Genomic DNA, 18,655 nt, shown 5'->3' with positions numbered 1-18,655 from the left:
TATGTTAAATGTTCGAGAGATATTGAAAACCTTCAACCTGGGAACCATTAATCAAAAAATTGCTTTGAATAAGCTCAGTCTGGAACTCTTCCCCAACGATTTTGTTACGGTAATCGGCAGCAATGGAGCCGGAAAATCCACACTCTTAAATGCCATTGCCGGGAATTTCTTTGTTGATTCCGGTAAAATAGCCATTGAAAATGCTGATATTACGCGCCTTCCTGCCCATAAACGGGCTGACATGATCAGTCGGGTTTTCCAAGATCCTTTATCCGGTACTGCAGCTTCAATGACCATCGAAGAAAATCTCATTATGGCCTATCGGCGAGGAAAGACTCGCCGCTTACGTCCGGCCATCGGTGCCAAAGAAAGAGACATATTTCGCGCCAAACTTGAGAAACTGGGCTTAGGACTCGAAAATCGATTGACCCATCGAGTAAGCCTCTTGTCGGGAGGGCAGCGCCAAGCCTTAACCCTCTTAATGGCAACTTTACAAAAACCCAAATTATTGCTTCTCGACGAGCACACCGCAGCCCTGGATCCTAAGACTGCGGAAAAGGTTTTAGAGTTGACCTGTAATGTCACAGAACAAGAGCATCTTACTACCTTAATGATTACCCACAATCTTGACCATGCCCTTACCTTTGGGAATCGAACCATTATGATGCATGAAGGCCGCGTAATCCTTGATATAAAAGGGACAGAACGAAATAATATGACCATAAGCAACTTGCTTCAAATGTTCGAGAAAGCCAGTGGGGCGCACATGAATACAGATCGTATGATTCTGGCCTAGGCTTTTTCCTTCCACTCTGTAAATAAAACCACGACCGATTAATGGTCGTGGTTTTATTGCTTCTACTCTGAAAGAACCTCCCTGGTAAACAGGGGAACGGTTCTTCTGTCGGGCTCTGAGGGCGGAGAGCTTTTCCGCAGTGTTAACCCGTGCGAAGACGGTGTCTTCGATCTGCACGCGTCTGCGAGTTCCGCCGCTGGCTCGCTGGACGGTTCGCGAGCGCGTCCAAACCTCTGGGTATTTCTGCATGTGAACCTGCGGCGCGCTACGGGGACGCGAACCGTCGGCACTCGCCTTAGCGCGGCTCCACTGACGCATCCGCTTAGCAGACAAGCTCTCCTTCAGCCAGTTTGTTGGGAGTGGAAGCAAAACTTTTGGGGGGCTACGGTGAGCTTCGTGGATTCTTCTTCATCATCTTGGTGCACCAGCAGCGGGAATGGAGGTCTACCCCGAAAAAGCCCAGTCAGACCCAAAAGGGCAGCTTCTCCCACAGGAGTGAACTCATCGCATGGAGAGGCGGTAAGGCCCACAAAGCTTGCGCGGGAAAGCGTAGCCACTGGTTCACTTCAGGTATTACCCTGAGGTTTGGCGAAGCTCCCGCGCAAGCGCGTGGGCGAGCCTCGGAATGCTGAGTGACGAAGACACTGTCTTCGCACGAATTAGCTGGTCTTGCAGGATGTTGGAGATGCTGCCCGACCCCAGCGACCCGTTTTCAACCCCATATGGTGCCCGCCTCAGCCGCCAGAGCTACTCTGTCTTCTCCCCAAGCAGCTGCATTAAAGTTTCTTGCTCTTCTTTAAGCTTGGCAAGTTCATCAGCAAAATTCAGCGCAGTTAAGACCGCAGTCTGGTGAACACTCAAGCGAGGCAACCGTTGAGCGATCAGACGCATCTTCTTATCTACTTCATGCGCTAAGCCTTGGATATAGGATGCTGTTCCCTCACCGCGGACTACATGTTTTTCTCCAAAAATCTCAACAGTTATCTTAACCGGTTCCTGTGCCACGATTTCCCCTCGCTCTCTTGTACGCGTCCCTTCTTGCTAACCTACTGCAGAGACACTTTGCCGTCTATGAGCTGTTTAAGCTGTTTATTTTCTATTTTCGCCGTTCCGCTCCAAAATCCTGCTGAATTCCCTCTAAAATACGCGAATTCAGTAGACTTACTTCCTCATCAGTTAAGGTACGTTCTAAGGACTGATAGCGCAGGGTAAAGGCTAAACTCTTATGACCCTCTGCTATAGGTTTACCAGTATAGACATCAAATATTTCTACATGCTGCAGCAAATTTCCACCGAGTTTGCGGATTTTTGACATGACCGCTTCGGCTGACGTCTCAACCCCCACAACAACCGCTAAATCTCTCTGTATCGCAGGAAAACGAGGAATGGAATGAGCACGCACGGTTTGTCTGGTTTTCTTGAACAAGGGCTCCATTTCTAATTCGAATAGCACAGCTCGTTCAAGTCCCCACTCTTTTTCTAGGGAAGGATGGATTTCCCCTAAGAAGCCTACACACTCATTCTGTAAGTAGATATCTGCTGAACGTCCGGGGTGCAATAAGGATTGATTCTCAGCCAGGCGATATTCCAGTTTAAGCCCGAATTCATGGGCCACTGCTTCCATGATGCCTTTAAGATAATAGAAATCATAACTACTTGACTGGTTGAACCAATGTCGGTCGCTCTTCCCCACGGCAACAGCGGCTACGCGCAATTCTTCCTTGGGGAGCTTCTTCAGTGGCTGTTCATCCCCCCAGTAGGTATTTCCTATCTCGAAAATACTTACATCCGTGTTACGACGTGCCACGTTCCGAGCGGCCACATCCAGCAGGCCTGGGATTAGGGAAGTACGCATCACCCCGAGTTCTTCTCTTAAGGGATTGAGTAAGGGAATAGAATGCTTTGCACTGCCCCATTGAGCATCTGCTTCTGCACGAGTGAAGGTATAAGTTAGTACTTCATCCAACCCGGACTGGGCCAATACTTTTCGCATCCGCCGACGGAACTCTTGCTCAGGAGTTCTCCTGCCCTGAGTTTGATCCCCTTGAGGCAAAGTCGTTGGAATCCGGTCGTAACCAATCAGACGAGCTACTTCTTCCATAAGATCTTCTTCAATCTCTATATCTGAACGATAGGTCGGAATTTCAACCCGAAATAAGCCATCATTTTCTTGATACTCAAAGTTTAAATCCTCAAGTACTTGGTGAATTTCAGAAACCGCAAGCTCAATTCCCAGGACTGTAGAGGTACGTTCCGTGGATAAAGCAACTTGCCGACGAGGTGGGATGTGCTTGACTTCATCCACAAAGGCCACCGGTCGCCCCGCCCCTAAGTCTTGGAGCAAATCACATACTCGTCCCAGAGCGGCAACGCTTCCAGAGACATCGATGCCCTTTTCAAAACGGTTCGAAGCCTCAGATCTAAGGCCTAAGCGACGGCTTGTGCGACGGACACTAACGGGGGAGAAGTGGGCAGATTCAATCATTAAGCTTTTTGTCGTCTCCGTCACTTCACTGTCTAAACCGCCCATTACTCCAGCCACAGCTAAGGGTTGAGTGTCATCGGCAATAATTAATGTATGGGGGTTTAAGGTACGCTCCACATTATCCAGGGTAACAATTTTTTCTTCGGGTTGTGCGACTCTTACATGAACATTTCCCTTAATTTTCTCGCGATCAAAGGCGTGTAATGGTTGCCCCATCTCCATCATTACATAATTAGTAATATCTACTATATTGTTAATGGGTCGAACACCGGCAGCCTTGAGTCTGCGCTGCATCCATTCGGGTGAAGGCCCAATATGGACATCCTCAACCATTAAGCCGGCATAACGCCAGCATAAATCTTGATCTTCGATGATAATTCGCAGATCTGTTGCTACAGGTAAGGAAAGGACTTGGCTTTGATCTGCCCACTTTGGTAAATGAGGTTTTTTCTGAGTAAGAGAGGCTACTTCACGAGCTACGTTGACCATAGCTAAGCAATCCGGGCGATTTGGATAAAGCTCTAAATCTAAGACGCTGTTATCCAGTCCTAAATAGTGACCGAAGCTCTCCCCAATGGGAGCAGTGGACGGCAAAATAAGGATTCCATCTGAACTGCGATCCAGTCCTACAGTGTCATCAAGGAGCAGCTCTTCCCGGGAACATAGCATGCCCAGGGAGACAACCCCTCTGAGTTTGGATTTTTTAATCGAAAGTCCATTCGGTAAGTTTGCTCCTATTAAGGCAACAGGAATCCTGTCGCCAGTCAACAAATTCTGGGCACCGGTCACGATTGTTACTTCCTCATGACCCACACTCACTGCACAAACTAACAAGCGATCTGCATCGGGATGCTTTGTTAAACTAAGAATCTCACCAATGACTACTTTTTCGAAGCCTTTATTCAGGTCCTCGACATCTTCAACTTCTATCCCGCCGCGGGTTAGGGTCTCCGCCAACTCTACTGCACTCTGGTCTATATCCACAAGTTCGCGCAACCATTCTAAACTGACTTTCATGAACCTTTCCCCCTTAAAACTGCTGCAAGAATCGTAAATCGTTATCAAATAAGAGTCTCATATCTTCAATTCCATACTTTAGAATTGCAATTCGCTCTACACCCATACCAAAAGCAAATCCGGTAACAACCTGGGGATTATATCCACCCATCTCTAAAACCTTTGGATGAACCATCCCCGAGCCTAAAATCTCTATCCATCCCGTTCCTTTGCAAAGCCGGCATCCTGCCCCTCCACAGAGCATACAGGACACATCTACCTCTGCACTTGGCTCAGTGAACGGGAAAAAACTTGGCCTTAAACGAATTTCTCTGGACTCGCCGAACATCTCCCGGGAAAAGTTTAAGAGAATCCCCTTAAGATCAGACATCCGGATGCCCTGGTCAACTACCAGCCCTTCAACCTGGTGAAACATGGGGGAATGGGTAGCATCATCATCGTTACGATAGACTTTTCCTGGAGCAATAATTTTCACAGGAAGCTGAGGATGGAGTTTCTCCATAGTTCGAACCTGAACAGGAGAGGTCTGAGTTCGCAGCAAAATCTCTTCGGTTATATAGAAGGAGTCTTGCATCTCACGGGCGGGATGTTCCTTAGGAAGATTAAGGGCTTCAAAATTATAGTAGTCTGACTCAATTTCCGGTCCTTCGGCAATCTGAAAACCCATACCTAAAAAGATATCTTCAATCTCTTCGATAACCTGGGTGAGAGGGTGGATATGTCCTCTGGAGATACGAGTCCCCGGCAAGGTAATATCAATCCGCTCCGTTGCCAGTCTCATTTGCAAGGCCATTGCCTCTAGTTCCGCACTTCGTTCTTCCCAGGCCTGTTCCAGACGAGTACGAACCTCATTGACTACTTGCCCCATAATAGGCCTTTCCTCAGGGCTTAAGCCTCCCATCTGACGAAGCATAGCGGTTAAGGAGCCTTTTTTACCTAAGATTTTGACTTTCAGCTCCTGTAGAGCCTCAGGGCTTTCCAACTCCCTAAGGTTTTTTAAGGCCTCTTCTTTAATGCGCAGTATTTCACTCTTCAAGTAAATCACCCTTTCCAAAATCCATATCGCTATAAGCTGCCAACATAAAAAAAACACCCGCCCCTCAAAAAGGGACGAGAGTCTACTCTCGCGGTACCACCCTAGTTTGGTATATCAACCACACTTAAGTTCCAATTAACGGTGGATACCGGGTCTACCTACAAATCAATAGACCGCTCACAGGGGAAATTAAACCTCTACAGACCTGAGGAGGATATCTTCCCAGCCGGCTCTCAATCTTGACCCTGCTTCCCTGTAAAGAAAATATCCTTTTAACCTGATCATCGTTTTATACTACTGCCTATAAAATTTTAGGACTCATTATAAGTCTCCACTATGCCAGAATCAACCCAATGAAGACCTTCCCAAGCACTTATCAATGTTTAGAGAAATTATAGCATATTACTTCGTCGTTTTACAAGAATCCCCTTTGGCGAACAATTTCATAAAGCAAAATCCCCGTCGCCATAGCGACATTCAGGGACTCTACTTCTTGGGCCATAGGAATAGTAATCCGCTGAATATCTGCCTCGCGAAAGGACTGAGACGGACCTTTACCCTCGTTTCCGACAATTAGAGCTAAGGGGCCTTCTGCTAGCTTTGCCTGATAAATGGGAGTCCCTTGCACATCACCCATCAAAACATTAAGCTTCTGATTCCTGCAAAAGCTAAGAATATCTTCCGGCGGTTGACCAGGCAGAAGAACTAACGAAAAAATTGCCCCCATGGTACTTCGTAAGACCTTCGGATTATATAAATCAACAGTTCCGGGAGTCAGGCAAACATTGCTGACTCCTGCAGCCAACGCTGTGCGTAAAATGGTTCCCAAATTTCCGGGATCTTGAATGCCATCCACAACCAGAACCACTGTCTTTGAATTAATATGTAAATCTGACCACGAATAAGTTGTTTGGCGTACTAGGGCTAAAATCCCTTGAGGTTCCTCTGTAGCGCTCATCTTCCGCAGGACACGAGCATCTACTTCCTCATAAGGAATCCCTCGCTCAACTAGCTTTGTCCGAATATACCGCCATTCTAACCCTTCACAGTCTAAGCAAACAAAGACCTTAATAAGCGGCGCGTTTCTGCGCACTCCCTCTTCGACAAATCGCCATCCTTCAATAACATAGGCCTTGGACTCCTCACGCGCTTTACGCCTTTGTAAAGAGGCAACATATTTAACCTGCTCATTTTGTAATGACTCAATCACTCTTTGCCCACCTCCGTACAAATTTGTTCAGCTTTAGCTTGATTTGCTAAATTAAAGTACGGCTTTAACCGCGGCCGCCACTTTTAAACAAGAGAGAATGACCTGAATACATACCGGATATATCAGTATTTGGCTAATCTGCAGGTTAAACCAAGACTTTCAGCAGTTATCCGTGTATAAAGAAAACTTGGCTGGCACCCGAAGACACTGTCTTCGCACGTGTTAACTTGGCGTAAAAGCCGCAGGCGAAGGCGGCAGCCTTAGTTGCACTTATGCTTAGACGAAGACACTGTCTTCGCACGGGTTAAACCTTCTTGCAGTATATAACGTAAGTTTATACTTTCTGATAGTATGAAGAAAAAGAGGATGCTTTGCATCCTCCTAAACTTACGCTTTAATTTGTGCTTTCGCAACATTGACAATTTCGGTAAACGCTGCAGCATCACTGATTGCGAGTTCTGCTAACATTTTGCGATTAACGGAAACTCCAGCCATTTTCAATCCGTTCATCATACGACTGTAGGATAAACCATTGATACGGGCAGCTGCGTTAATTCTGGCAATCCAAAGCTTTCGGAAGTTGCCTTTATTATCTTTTCTGTGAGCATAAGAATATGCTAACGACTTTAAGACTTGTTCATTCGCCGGACGATAGAGTTTGCTCTTTCCTCCACGATATCCTTTTGCTAGCTTTAATATCTTTTTGTGGCGTTTATGCTTAGTTATGCCTTTTTTTACACGAGCCATTTCGAAGACCTCCTTTTACCTCAAGTTTTTATAGATAGACAATTAAATTAGCAATCCGTTTTGCATCGGTCTTATGCATTACGGTTGATTTACGTAAATTCCGCTTTCTCTTGGGTGATTTTTTCTCTAAAATATGACTGGTAAATGCATGCATGCGGACAATTTTACCGGTTCCCGTTTTCTTAAAGCGCTTTGCTGCGCCGCGATGTGTTTTCATTTTAGGCATTATGTGTTATCCCCCTTTTGCATTAATCGTGTTTAATAGTAGCTAGAATCATGATCATATTTCGACCTTCAAGTTTTGGTTCGCGTTCTACGGTAGACTCGGCTTTGCAAAACTCGGCCAGTCTTATACATAGGGCTCTACCAAGCTCAGGATGAGTGACTTCACGTCCTCGGAACATTATTGTCACTTTAACTTTATCCCCGTCTTGAAGAAAACGTTGGGCGTTACGGGCTTTGGTCTCAAAGTCATGGTCCTCAATATTCGGACGCAGTTTGACTTCTTTAATTTCCATGCTCTTTTGCTTCTTACGAGCTTCTTTATCTCGCTTAGCCTGTTCATACTTATACTTGCCGTAGTCCATTAATTTGCATACCGGGGGCTTAGCCGTCGGTGCAATCTCTACGAGATCTAACGATTTCTCGACCGCCAGGCTTAGGGCATCTCTAGAGGTCATAATCCCGAGTTGCTCTCCTTCTTCACCGACGAGACGAACATCCCTTACCCGGATTTCGTCATTAATTCTTAAGTCCTTGCTAATAAGAGACCACCTCCTAAAAATTTTAATTCAAAAAAACAAAAAGACGGATGGCTAACCACCCGTCTTCTAAACAATCACAAAGCAAACGTTAAGCTCAGGACCAGAAGAACCCTATCGACAAACGCCGTAAGGTGAGAAGCGGATGGCTTCTGCTTGATATCGTATATCTTACATCAAAACAATTACATTGTCAATTGCCTCATCAAACAAACGTATATTCTACTTTTCTTTACTAGTTGCCTTCAAAGCTTTTTTGCTGGCAATTTCTTCTTGTACAAGCGCAATGAAAGCATCTACTGACATTTTTTCCCCTGCGTCTCCCTGACCATACCTACGAACCGCCGCCATGTTAGACTCGGCTTCTTGATCTCCCACAACTAGCGTAAATGGAACTTTTTCCGTTTGGGCCTCTCGAATTTTATAACTGATTTTTTCCTTGCGCTCATCTGTTTCAACTCTGATGTCGAGATCGTTAAGACGAGATGCGAGAGATTTAGCATACTCATGATGCCGTTCGCTGATCGGCAGGATACGTACTTGAACCGGTGCCAGCCAAACGGGAAAAGCCCCTGCATAATGCTCGGTCAGAAGGGCAATAAAGCGTTCGATACTTCCGTATACGACCCGATGAATCATTACCGGGCGGTGCTTTTGTCCATCTTCACCAATATAGGATAAATCAAATTTCTCAGGCATTTGGAAGTCAAGTTGAATCGTACCACATTGCCAAGTTCGATCCAGGCAATCCTCTACATGAAAATCGATTTTAGGGCCATAAAAGGCTCCGTCACCAGGATTAACTTTATACTCTATCCCTTTCTCTTCTAAGGCCTCCTGAAGAGATCTGGTGGCAGTTTCCCAATCCTCATCTGAACCCATGGAATCTTCCGGGCGTGTGGATAATTCAACATGATAATCAAAGCCAAAAACTTTATAGAAATAATCAACCAGTTCAATAACTCCGATTAGTTCTTCCTTAATCTGGGACGGCAGCATAAAGATGTGGGCATCATCTTGCGTGAAATTGCGAACCCTTAATAATCCGTGCAGGGCACCTGAAAGCTCATGCCGATGCACGAGACCCAACTCACCGACTCGAAGAGGCAGGTCACGATAACTGTGCATCTTTGTTTTATACATGATCATACCACCGGGGCAGTTCATTGGCTTTACTGCGAAATCCTGATCATCGATTTCTGTGAAATACATATTCTCTTTGTAGTGATCCCAGTGACCGGATTGTTCCCACATTGATCGATTCAAGATAATCGGAGTTTTAATTTCTTGATATCCCCGTCTGCGGTGTTCTTTTCTCCAAAAATCTTCCAGCTCATTGCGCAAGATCATACCTTTAGGATGAAAAAACGGGAATCCTGGGCCCTCTTCGTGTAAGCTAAAGAGATCCAGCTCTAAACCTAGTTTGCGATGATCACGCCGTTTTGCTTCTTCTAATTTGAATAAGTGCTCTTCTAGATCTGCAGGTTTTGCAAATGCTGTTCCGTAAATACGTTGGAGCATCTTATTCTTTTCGCTCCCGCGCCAATATGCACCGGCTAGGCTCATAAGTTTAAAGGCTTTAATATTGGCCGTTGACGGTAGATGGGGTCCCGCGCAAAGGTCAGTAAAATTTCCTTGAGTGTACATGGAAATAGTAGCATCCTCAGGAAGTCCTTCAATTAGCTCAACCTTGTATTTTTCCCCTAACTCTCCAAAATGACTTAGAGCCTCTTCTCGAGTGACCTCTCGGCGCTTATATTCGTTCTTTTCCTTGACCAGACGGCTCATTTCTTTCTCAATGCTTGCTAAGTCTTCCGGAGTAAAGACATGCTCCGAATCGAAGTCATAGTAGTAACCCTTAGCAATTGAGGGCCCTATTCCGAACTTTGTTCCCGGAAATAAATTAGCTACAGCTTCGGCCATCAAGTGCGCCGTGGAGTGTCTTAATACGTCTAGTCCTTCATCGCTGTCTATCGTTACGATCTCAACAGCGGCATCTTCAGTAAGCTGGCAAGAAAGATCCTTCATTTCGTCGTTAACTTTGCCCGCTACAGCTACCTTGGCTAATCCACGAGATATGGAAGCTGCAAGCCCTGCTATGGTCGTTCCTTGTTCAACCTCTCGTACTGAGCCATCTTTTAAAGTAATCTTAATCATCGAAATCACTCCTTACCTTAGTTTAAAATTCTGGCTATCTTTTTACTAGTAGATTCTTTAAATCTCTAGCAAGTAAAGAACACTTGTTCACACAAACTCCTGCCGAAGGTCTCAACCTAGGTGCACTTTTAAAATACAAGTTTGGGCTTCTGCTTGGTAAAACAAAAACTCTCGTCCCTACTAGTAGGGACGAGAGTTTACTCCCGTGGTTCCACCCAATTGAAAAGGCTTATTAAACCCTTTCGCTCGATCCCTTAACGCGGGAAACGGCTAAGCTTACTTATTTCAGCCCAACACTCAAGGGTGGTCTTCTCCTATACGATCGCGAGAAATGCTTTCAGCCTTTGGCATTCCCTCTCTTGCACGATAGGGTTCTAGGATACTCTCCCCATCAATGATTTAAAGTGTATTTTAATATGAGGTTTCACTTAACTGACATTCCTAACTCCAAGAATTAAGGAATATTACTTATTATAACAAAGATCTTTCTTATCTGTCAAAACTTTTCACACAAGCCGCATCCTTGACAGTCGTGAACACGATCCCCAAAGACATTACGAATTGTCTCTAAAGTGTCTTTATATCCCTCATACCGAATATGTAAGGTGATTTCCCGCGGTGCCACAGCAATTAAAGCACTTACCAATAAATCTTCGTACCCTAACTCGTGAATATTGTCTAGTTGGTAATCTTCAAGGAATTGATGAGTTACTTTGACCCCCTCATCATTATAGAGATGAAATTTCCCCTGGGGTGTCATGCCAACATGTAAACACTCAAGCCGTGGCTTTTGACTATCTACAAAATGCTTTAGAAGTTCAATAAACTCAATGTATTCTCTTTCGACAATATACTCCTCTATGGCAAACTCCACTGCTTTATTTACTTCACTCTTATAGTCGCTCGCTCGAAAACGCAGAAAGCCTTCAATATCGAATACTGAACTATCATCTAAACAATTTAAAATCTGGGTGACCAGGCTTGTTTTGCGGTTAACCCGATTCCCTCGAACTTGACCCAGTCCCTTATTCAAATAGTCTAGAGCCTTATTCAAAAGCATTTTCCAATTATCTTGTTTTAAGTCAGGCCGTTTCTTAAGTATCTTTACAACATGGTCTTTTTCCCAATGCAGTAAGATAGTCTCGGCCAAAGCATTCGCTAAATAATAGCGGTGGATTTTCTGAACCACCTCTTCATTTTCCATGGTGTCTAATGATGAGTCTTGGAACTGACACTCAATCACCCAGCGTTTCCCTTGTTGATGCTCTATAATTTGAAAAGGGAGTTCTTCTTGGTCTTGCAACTCTTGTAAACGAGCACAGATACTCTCCCGATAATATTGAGTTCCTAATTGTACGGAATGTTCCACTGGCACCCCTCCATAGTAGAGTATATGACCTTACTTAAGCCATATTTCGGTTGGGCCAATCTATTAGTACTTTTAATTTTTAAAAATACATTGGACATTCCTTAATATTTCCATAAATTCAAGTTTTGATTCTACTTCAAGACAAATATTATAAACGGGGACGATCCCTTTAAAACAATTATGTTTCAAAGGGATCGTCCCCGTTACGCGCTATAGAAAATAGACTATTTATGTTAATACGTCTCACTGACAGGTATCATCTCTAAAAATAACAAGTTTTACTTTTTTCACTCACCGGCGTTAGCGAGTAATTCTAGTACATAGTTTGGCAGGGCAAAACAACCTTTGTGAATTTCAGTGTTGTAATACTTTGTCTTAAGTCCGAGGCTGTTCCATGCTTGCTGATCTATATCAATTAAGGGATCATAGGTTTTAGAAGCAAACCCAAACAGCCAGTGCCCCGAGGGGTAACTTGGAATATGGGCTTGATAAACTCTGCAAACCGGGAAAAGCTCGCTAATACGTTTATGGGCTCTCTGCATGGATTTGGCATACTCCTGATAATAGGGACTTTCATGTTGGTTAACCAGAATACCATCTTCCTTTAAGGCCTTATAGCAGTTCCCATAGAATTCTTTAGTGAACAACCCTTCCCCCGGACCAAAAGGATCCGTTGAATCAACAATAATTAGGTCATAAGAGTTTTCCTTAGACCGCACAAATTTCAGTCCGTCCTCAAAATAAAGCTGTACTCGGGGATCATCCAGCTTACAGGCCGTCTGGGGAAAATATTTTCTGCAGACATCTACCACCATTTTATCGATTTCTACCATATCAATTTTTTCAATGGTATTGTAGCGAGTAAGTTCTCTGACTGTTCCGCCGTCTCCTGCCCCAATCACTAAAACATTCTTTATCTTACGGTTGGTTGCCATCGGAACATGGACGATCATATCATGATAAATAAACTCATCTTTTTCCGTAACCATCATCAATCCGTCAAGGGTAAAGAAATTGCCAAACTCCATGGAGTGGAAGACATCGATTCTCTGAAACTCACTTTGGTCAGTATAGAGACACTTATCTACCTTTATCGAAAAGCGGACATTGTCCGTGTGTTGTTCGGTATACCATAATTCCATTGCTATTCCTCCAGTACTCTAATGTTTTCAATGGACATGTCTTCCGTGCCTGTCAGGGAACTGCCTTTAGACTTTGCATAAGCGATATAATCGATGATTTCGTCAGTTATCCGTTCCCCAGGTGCTAAAATCGGAATACCTGGGGGGTAACACATGACAAACTCACCGCTGATATAGCCTGTACTGTCTTCAATAGCTACAGAACGTTGGTTGGAGTAGAAGGCTTTCTGCGGTGCCATCACAACCTCCGGATTAATATACTCATGATCAAGCATTCCCGATTTATCTTTTGTATATAATCTTTTTATTTCGGATAATGATGAAACTAGACGTTCCAAGGCCAGGGCACGGTCGCCAACAGAAATTATGGCAAGAATGTTTCCGATATCACCCAGCTCGATTTGAATTCCATAATCGTCGCGCAAAATGTCGTAAACTTCGATTCCGGCCAGACCTATCTCGCGGGTATGGACAGAAAGCTTGGTATGGTCAAAGTCGTATACCGAATCCCCATTAATAAGTTCCGTAGAGAAAGCGTAGTAGCCGCCAATTTTATTAATTTCCTCCCGGGCATAATGAGCAAGAGCTGAGGCTTTTTCGAAGATACTCTTACCGCCTAGGGCTAAATTCCTTCTGGAAATATCTAATGAAGAAAGCAGCAGATATGAACCGCTGGTGGTTTGAGTTAAATTAATCGTTTGTCGGACATGACCCGTGTTCAGACGCTCTCCTTTTAACAAAAAAGAACTTTGGGTCAGAGATCCGCCTGTTTTGTGCATACTAACTGCTGCCATATCAGCTCCGGCTGCCATAGCACTGATTGGCAAGTTATCTCCGAAGTAGAAGTGTGAACCATGGGCCTCATCGACTAAAACGTACATATTGTGGCGATGAGCAAGTTCTGTTATGGTCTTCAGATCAGAGCAAATTCCGTAGTAGGTTGGGTTATTTATAAAGATTGCTTTCGCATCCGGATGCTCTGCAATGGCTTTTTGAACATCGTTAATTGACATACCCAAGGGGATCCCCAGCTTTTTATTAACGCCGGGGTTTACATAAACGGGAATAGCTCCACTAATGATTAGGGCGTTGATAGCACTTCGGTGGACATTCCGCGGCATAATTACTTTATCGCCCTGTTTGCAGACACTCATAATCATTGCTTGAACCGCCGATGTGGTACCATTAACCATGAAGAAGGCATGATGAGCACCGAAAGCATCCGCCGCAAGCTCCTCAGCTTCTTTAATAACTGAGACTGGATGGACAAGGTTATCCAGCGGTTTCATGGAATTAACATCTACCGAAAGACATTTCTCTCCCAAAAACTCTGTAAGCTCCGGGTTTCCTTTGCCTTGCTTATGTCCCGGTACGTCAAATGGTACTACACGCATTGATTTGTACTTTAGCAAAGCCTCATAAATCGGTGCCTTGCTTTGTTGATGTGAATGCATAAAACCACCTTCTTTCCTTGACCATGTTGATGAGCTAATATTCTAGAGTTGCAAAATAAAATTACCCATTGACCTAAATCAATGAGTAATGTAATGCTCTTTTTCTTGACAGATAGGTCTATGTAACTATAAACCTTAGTTTCATATGGTGGGTTTGAGAGGACTCGAACCTCCGACCCCCGCGATGTCAACGCGGTACTCTAACCAGCTGAGCTACAAACCCATATGGTGCCGATGACCGGAATCGAACCGGTACGGATGTTAAGTCCGCGGGATTTTAAGTCCCGTGCGTCTGCCAGTTACGCCACATCGGCAAATGAATTGGAGGCGGCACTCAGATTTGAACTGAGGAATAGAGGTTTTGCAGACCTCTGCCTTACCACTTGGCTATGCCGCCATTTGATATTGGAGCGGGTGACGAGATTCGAACTCGCGACTTTCACCTTGGCAAGGTGACACTCTACCACTGAGTTACACCCGCATGGTGCCTCAGGACGGAATCGAACCGCCGACACGAGGATTTTCAGTCCTCTGCTCTACCGACTGAGCTACCGAGGCAAATCGAGGATGTTGATAGATTTTACTATCCTGTTATAAAATATGGCGACCCCGATCGGACTTGAACCGACGATCTCCTGCGTGACAGGCAGGCATGTTGACCACTACACCACGGGGCCATCTTACAACCAATATCAATACTGGTGGGCGATGACGGGCTCGAACCGCCGACATCCTGCTTGTAAGGCAGGCGCTCTACCAACTGAGCTAATCACCCGAGAACTGACGATTATCAGTATACACAAAAAACGGCATTGTGTCAAAGGCTTTTTTAAAAATATTTATATTAAATTTTTCTTTTCAATTCGAATAACTTTTGACCAAATTCCACTGAGACTTGGCTCTACTTGCCAAATTAAAAAAGGGAATATTTCCATGAGGCTGTATTAGGTTGTGATTAGTGATTAATGATTAATCATTAATCATTCACCATTAGTCATTAGTCATTAGTCATTAGTCATTAGTCATTAGTCATTCATCCATATAACATTAGAAGGAGGTCTGTCCAGACCTCCTTCTATATACTAAGCAATAGTTTAACAATACTAAACAATGTTGCAAACGCAAAATCATTAAATAAAGCATACTTGAGGTTAATTCGAGGAAACTTTTTTCTGTTTAACCACAACTTCTTCAATACTAAGTGAGCGTGTATGCTTCGTATGTGACCACTGCTTATCTTTACGATTTATAAACCCTAAAAACACAATAGGAATCCAACTATAGATAAAGATTGGATATAGAATAAGCCCAACATAGGCTCGCCAAGGTAGACGATCAAGAGCTAATGCCGCAACCGGATATAGGTATTGGAAAGCGGACAAAATTTGCCACCCTGTCCAAGGCATTACCAAGGTGAACACATGAGTGTATTGGGGCTGAAAGGCGTCAATCAGATTGGTTAACATGAAGAAAGTGGCAATCATTACAAGTGCTGGTTGAAAGAGGTGAATTGCCGCATCCAAATACATTATTTTTTTCTCTCTTATTCCCTTGATTATTAGAGGAAAAAAGTAACGTCCAGCTACATCAACCTGCCCCTGGGCCCAACGTTTCCGCTGATGCCAAGCTTGAACAAATGTTAATGGCTTTTCATCATATACAACTGCATCATGGGCCCAAGTTGTCTTAATCCCATGAGAAAGAGCCTTCATACTGAATTCGAGGTCTTCCGTTAAGGAGGTGGCCCCCCATCCAAATTCTTTCAGAACGTCTGTAGAAATGCACATACCTGTTCCACCCAACACATTTGAAAGGCGACCTGTGTTAAATCTGGCCAGCTGCAGCATTCGATTAGTTACCCAAAATGCAATGGAAAATGTGTTTGTAACCCATGTATCAAATGGATTCTTAGAATCGAGATAGCATTGAACAATTTTATGCCCTTGGCAAAGCTTGCTATTCATTTCGAATAGGAAGTTTTCCTTAACTAGATTATCTGCATCAAAAATAACTATTGCGTCATACTGACGTTCCATCTTAAATAAGCGATAAAACATCCACTCTAAGGCGTACCCTTTACCGCGCTTCTCAGTATTAAAGCGACGATGTACAATAGCTCCGGCGTTCTTTGCTATCAAAGAGGTCTTATCAGTACAATTGTCTGCAACCACAAAAATATCATACAATTCTCGGGGATAGTTAAGCTGAAGTAAATTCTCAACTAGTGGGCCAATAACAGCTTCCTCATTATGTGCCGCTACCACTATCGCAAAACTCTTCTCTGGCGTATGTATCTTAATCTCTTTTTTCCTGTAAAGTCCAAACATTGAAAGAACAAAATAATAGAAGGTTAAAAATATAATGATAACTTGAACTGGCACCATAATGACATTAAAAATCTGTGTGCCCGTGATTCCAGATAAATCCACAGATTCAACCCCTTTCTTAACCCATAAAATTTTAACATAGGAATGGCCCCTATGCAAGATAATAGATACGACAATTCTAGACAGTTTGTCCACTTAGTGTATGTAATTAAGTATTATTTAAGTATATCTATACTTAGAACCATGATAGGGCTAATTATCTAAAAAAGCAAAGCATTTCTAAAGAATCAGATGGATGCGCGTAAAGTAGCATACTTTTTCTTCATCCAAATTAGCAAAGGTTTCGAAATGCTTAGCTAATTAGTGAGAGCTTTTATCTAATTTTGTTGGACAATTTTTAGCACTTATGTATTTTCGACTCCAAGAATTTATAAGATTAGCGTCGCTCATTAATTTTAAGTAAAAAGAACATTACCAGTGAACCAATAAACAATAATAACAAAAAGCTTACTTTTATTCCAAGCCCTAATGAATACCAATAAACATCTCCTACACGTGCACCAGAGACCCATGGAACAAACAAACGAAAAATATAAGCAAATCCGCCGCCGATAACAATAAAAAGCAAAATAAACGAAACCAGCAATAGTATACCCATTACACCTATAGGAGTATCCAAGCGCCAACGACGTATTATGTCCCTTTTCATCCATTCCATTTCCAAGCTAACCATTCTGGCCCATTTGCGCCACATCATTCATCACCTCATATTATTTTATGAAGAGATTCGTAAGGTTCCACAATTTTTTAGGAAAAGTATAAACACATTTAAAATTGGGCAAAATCGCGGGCAAGGAGGTGGGGCAGTATGCCAGTACCGTCACAAGATGGTAAATTTGTTCATTGTTCCTATTGTGGCCAAAAGTTTCGTTTTGGCTATGACGCAAGTTTACATGAAAAGGAAAAACACTCCGATCAACCATCATCAAATTTGTAAATGCTCATCATGACGTAATCAAAAAAACATCTAAATTTAGGCAAGAATATGTCTTCTATGGAGACGTTTTCTTGCCTAATACATTGAGGCCATTATAATAATTTTTTATACCATTATTATATCAGGGACAGTTATGTCCAAAACAATGGCTGAACCAGATAGATATTTATCTGTTCCAAACCTTGTAAGTCCTTGTTGCATATATCCCACATTCTACTTCTATAAGATTAAGGCAAAACGGCTCTTCTACTCTAGACTGAATATACCAGAGCGCTTTTTTAATGAATTGCCCCTGCGGTTTTTTTACCCAAGTCCCAACATGGTTCCTTAATATTCAAGTATGATTAATAAGTCCTGTTAAATCCACTTAATTATATGTCGTTAAATTAACGACTACCTGATTCTTGTTAAGAGAACATCTTAGGGTTTCGCCCCCGACTTGTAAGCGTTTTGTCTCACAAGGCTCTCAACGCATACTAGGCGCTGAAGATGAGTATTATCAGGCAGTACCTACCACCCCACCTCAGATACCTCGTAGCTATGGTGCCTTTCGCCACACTGCCACTCATAACGCATACTCCTGCAGTGTGGATCCCGAACACGATAAGCGGACGAGCTTATCGCCACACTGCGTCCCGAAACGAATTCTCCTGCAGTGTGGATCGTGAAACCCCGACTCCCCAAATTCGCCCACGTCGGCGAATTTAAGACACCCCAGATGAGGTGGAAGGATGAACACAAAGAAAGACCACCTCATTTAGAGATGGCCTTTCACTTGTTACCTGGCGATACGAAAGGCGGATGAGCCTTTCGCCACTGCGTCTTATAACGCATACTCCTGCAGTGTGGATCCTACTTTCCCAGGGGCTATGCCCCAAGTATCATCGGCCCTGGAACGAAAGGCACGATAGTGTCCAGTGACGAAAGTCTCCGGTGGAGAGTTTCGCCGAAGCCGCAGATCCCCCAAAGAATGCTTAGCGGCGAAGGATGAGTGCCACCCACCCCAAAGGAACGCTTCGTGGCGAAGGGGAGCCTTTCGCCACATTGCGACTCGTAACACACACTCCTGCAATGTGGATTCTTAACTTCCGTGTTCGGTATACGAAAAGCACGATAGTGTCCGGTGGACAGTATCGCCGAGCCGCCCTACCCCAAAG

Annotated in this window: 16 protein-coding genes, 7 tRNA genes and 2 other annotated features; of the genes, 2 read left to right on the top strand and 21 right to left on the bottom strand. The window is 43.8% G+C overall.

What is annotated here, in order from left to right:
- The first annotated feature begins 1 nt into the window (after window position 1).
- Window positions 2-796 carry an ABC transporter ATP-binding protein gene (locus BLS16_RS21270; RefSeq protein WP_092335620.1) on the top strand — a complete coding sequence of 265 codons (795 nt, stop codon included), beginning with the start codon at window positions 2-4 and terminating at the stop codon, window positions 794-796.
- Between the two features lie 747 nt (window positions 797-1,543).
- On the opposite strand, the gene BLS16_RS21260 is transcribed toward BLS16_RS21270, so the two are convergent.
- The 20 genes from BLS16_RS21260 to BLS16_RS21165 all read right to left on the bottom strand — a co-directional run bounded on the left by BLS16_RS21260 (window position 1,544) and on the right by BLS16_RS21165 (window position 17,258).
- Window positions 1,544-1,801, bottom strand: coding sequence for a cell division protein ZapA (locus BLS16_RS21260; RefSeq protein ID WP_014901143.1), 258 nt, complete (start codon window positions 1,799-1,801; stop codon window positions 1,544-1,546).
- 91 nt (window positions 1,802-1,892) lie between these two features.
- Window positions 1,893-4,298 (bottom strand): phenylalanine--tRNA ligase subunit beta, encoded by a 2,406-nt coding sequence (pheT, locus tag BLS16_RS21255; RefSeq protein ID WP_092335618.1) that lies wholly within the window; start codon window positions 4,296-4,298, stop codon window positions 1,893-1,895.
- A 13-nt stretch (window positions 4,299-4,311) separates the two neighbouring features.
- Window positions 4,312-5,334: a phenylalanine--tRNA ligase subunit alpha gene (pheS, locus tag BLS16_RS21250; protein WP_092335617.1), complete on the bottom strand. Its 1,023-nt coding sequence runs from the start codon at window positions 5,332-5,334 to the stop codon at window positions 4,312-4,314.
- A 415-nt stretch (window positions 5,335-5,749) separates the two neighbouring features.
- Entirely contained in the window at window positions 5,750-6,544 is a 795-nt protein-coding gene (locus tag BLS16_RS21245; protein WP_092335616.1) for a TrmH family RNA methyltransferase, read from the bottom strand.
- A gap of 387 nt (window positions 6,545-6,931) precedes the next feature.
- Entirely contained in the window at window positions 6,932-7,291 is a 360-nt protein-coding gene (rplT, locus tag BLS16_RS21240) for a 50S ribosomal protein L20 (protein ID WP_034600600.1), read from the bottom strand.
- Between the two features lie 28 nt (window positions 7,292-7,319).
- A complete protein-coding gene (gene rpmI / locus BLS16_RS21235; RefSeq protein WP_014901138.1) occupies window positions 7,320-7,517 on the bottom strand; it encodes a 50S ribosomal protein L35 in 198 nt (65 codons plus the stop codon).
- A 22-nt stretch (window positions 7,518-7,539) separates the two neighbouring features.
- A complete protein-coding gene (infC, locus tag BLS16_RS21230) occupies window positions 7,540-8,055 on the bottom strand; it encodes a translation initiation factor IF-3 (protein ID WP_242876397.1) in 516 nt (171 codons plus the stop codon).
- A 29-nt stretch (window positions 8,056-8,084) separates the two neighbouring features.
- Window positions 8,085-8,216, bottom strand: a sequence feature (ribosomal protein L20 leader region).
- A 58-nt stretch (window positions 8,217-8,274) separates the two neighbouring features.
- On the bottom strand, window positions 8,275-10,209 hold the full coding sequence (gene thrS, locus BLS16_RS21225; protein WP_092335614.1) for a threonine--tRNA ligase: 1,935 nt from the start codon (window positions 10,207-10,209) through the stop codon (window positions 8,275-8,277).
- Between the two features lie 182 nt (window positions 10,210-10,391).
- Window positions 10,392-10,613 (bottom strand) — a binding site (T-box leader).
- Window positions 10,614-10,705: 92 nt separating this feature from the next.
- Window positions 10,706-11,578, bottom strand: a complete 873-nt coding sequence (gene ytxC, locus BLS16_RS21220) for a putative sporulation protein YtxC (protein WP_092335613.1) — start codon at window positions 11,576-11,578, stop codon at window positions 10,706-10,708.
- A gap of 287 nt (window positions 11,579-11,865) precedes the next feature.
- Complete coding sequence (gene speE / locus BLS16_RS21215; protein ID WP_092335612.1) at window positions 11,866-12,720, bottom strand: polyamine aminopropyltransferase; 855 nt, start codon at window positions 12,718-12,720, stop codon at window positions 11,866-11,868.
- 2 nt (window positions 12,721-12,722) lie between these two features.
- A complete protein-coding gene (locus BLS16_RS21210) occupies window positions 12,723-14,174 on the bottom strand; it encodes an aminotransferase class I/II-fold pyridoxal phosphate-dependent enzyme (protein WP_092335611.1) in 1,452 nt (483 codons plus the stop codon).
- Between the two features lie 146 nt (window positions 14,175-14,320).
- A tRNA-Val gene (locus BLS16_RS21205) sits at window positions 14,321-14,397 on the bottom strand.
- 3 nt (window positions 14,398-14,400) lie between these two features.
- Window positions 14,401-14,488 (bottom strand) — tRNA-Leu (locus BLS16_RS21200).
- Window positions 14,489-14,496: 8 nt separating this feature from the next.
- A tRNA-Cys gene (locus BLS16_RS21195) sits at window positions 14,497-14,571 on the bottom strand.
- A 9-nt stretch (window positions 14,572-14,580) separates the two neighbouring features.
- A tRNA-Gly gene (locus tag BLS16_RS21190) sits at window positions 14,581-14,655 on the bottom strand.
- Between the two features lies 1 nt (window position 14,656).
- Window positions 14,657-14,732, bottom strand: a tRNA-Phe gene (locus BLS16_RS21185).
- 43 nt (window positions 14,733-14,775) lie between these two features.
- Window positions 14,776-14,851 (bottom strand) — tRNA-Asp (locus BLS16_RS21180).
- Window positions 14,852-14,873: 22 nt separating this feature from the next.
- Window positions 14,874-14,949, bottom strand: a tRNA-Val gene (locus tag BLS16_RS21175).
- A gap of 376 nt (window positions 14,950-15,325) precedes the next feature.
- Entirely contained in the window at window positions 15,326-16,558 is a 1,233-nt protein-coding gene (locus tag BLS16_RS21170; RefSeq protein WP_427846393.1) for a glycosyltransferase family 2 protein, read from the bottom strand.
- Window positions 16,559-16,937: 379 nt separating this feature from the next.
- Entirely contained in the window at window positions 16,938-17,258 is a 321-nt protein-coding gene (locus tag BLS16_RS21165; RefSeq protein ID WP_092335610.1) for a hypothetical protein, read from the bottom strand.
- Window positions 17,259-17,369: 111 nt separating this feature from the next.
- Between BLS16_RS21165 and BLS16_RS24730 the strand changes: the two genes are divergently transcribed.
- Complete coding sequence (locus BLS16_RS24730; protein ID WP_282433784.1) at window positions 17,370-17,498, top strand: hypothetical protein; 129 nt, start codon at window positions 17,370-17,372, stop codon at window positions 17,496-17,498.
- A gap of 823 nt (window positions 17,499-18,321) precedes the next feature.
- On the opposite strand, the gene BLS16_RS23305 is transcribed toward BLS16_RS24730, so the two are convergent.
- The gene (locus BLS16_RS23305) at window positions 18,322-18,543 is read right to left on the bottom strand and encodes a hypothetical protein (protein WP_176786251.1); all 222 of its coding nucleotides are present in this window, start codon (window positions 18,541-18,543) and stop codon (window positions 18,322-18,324) included.
- Window positions 18,544-18,655 lie beyond the last annotated feature (112 nt).

This window comes from Desulfosporosinus hippei DSM 8344 (assembly GCF_900100785.1).
Taxonomy (GTDB): Bacteria; Bacillota; Desulfitobacteriia; order Desulfitobacteriales; family Desulfitobacteriaceae; genus Desulfosporosinus; species Desulfosporosinus hippei.
The sequence above is the reverse complement of the archived record's forward strand: the minus strand, read 5'-3'. Positions and strand labels throughout refer to the sequence as shown.

Excerpts from the sequence above, each read along its gene's own strand:
- BLS16_RS21270 (WP_092335620.1), top strand. The coding sequence starts at position 2 with ATGTTAAATGTTCGAGAGATATTGAAAACCTTCAACCTGGGAACCATT.
- pheT (WP_092335618.1), bottom strand. The coding sequence starts at position 4,298 with ATGAAAGTCAGTTTAGAATGGTTGCGCGAACTTGTGGATATAGACCAG.
- rplT (WP_034600600.1), bottom strand. The coding sequence starts at position 7,291 with ATGGCTCGTGTAAAAAAAGGCATAACTAAGCATAAACGCCACAAAAAG.
- rpmI (WP_014901138.1), bottom strand. The coding sequence starts at position 7,517 with ATGCCTAAAATGAAAACACATCGCGGCGCAGCAAAGCGCTTTAAGAAA.
- thrS (WP_092335614.1), bottom strand. The coding sequence starts at position 10,209 with ATGATTAAGATTACTTTAAAAGATGGCTCAGTACGAGAGGTTGAACAA.
- speE (WP_092335612.1), bottom strand. The coding sequence starts at position 12,720 with ATGGAATTATGGTATACCGAACAACACACGGACAATGTCCGCTTTTCG.
- BLS16_RS21210 (WP_092335611.1), bottom strand. The coding sequence starts at position 14,174 with ATGCATTCACATCAACAAAGCAAGGCACCGATTTATGAGGCTTTGCTA.
- BLS16_RS21170 (WP_427846393.1), bottom strand. The coding sequence starts at position 16,558 with ATGGTGCCAGTTCAAGTTATCATTATATTTTTAACCTTCTATTATTTT.
- BLS16_RS21165 (WP_092335610.1), bottom strand. The coding sequence starts at position 17,258 with ATGATGTGGCGCAAATGGGCCAGAATGGTTAGCTTGGAAATGGAATGG.
- BLS16_RS24730 (WP_282433784.1), top strand. The coding sequence starts at position 17,370 with ATGCCAGTACCGTCACAAGATGGTAAATTTGTTCATTGTTCCTATTGT.
- BLS16_RS23305 (WP_176786251.1), bottom strand. The coding sequence starts at position 18,543 with ATGTGGCGAAAGGCTCCCCTTCGCCACGAAGCGTTCCTTTGGGGTGGG.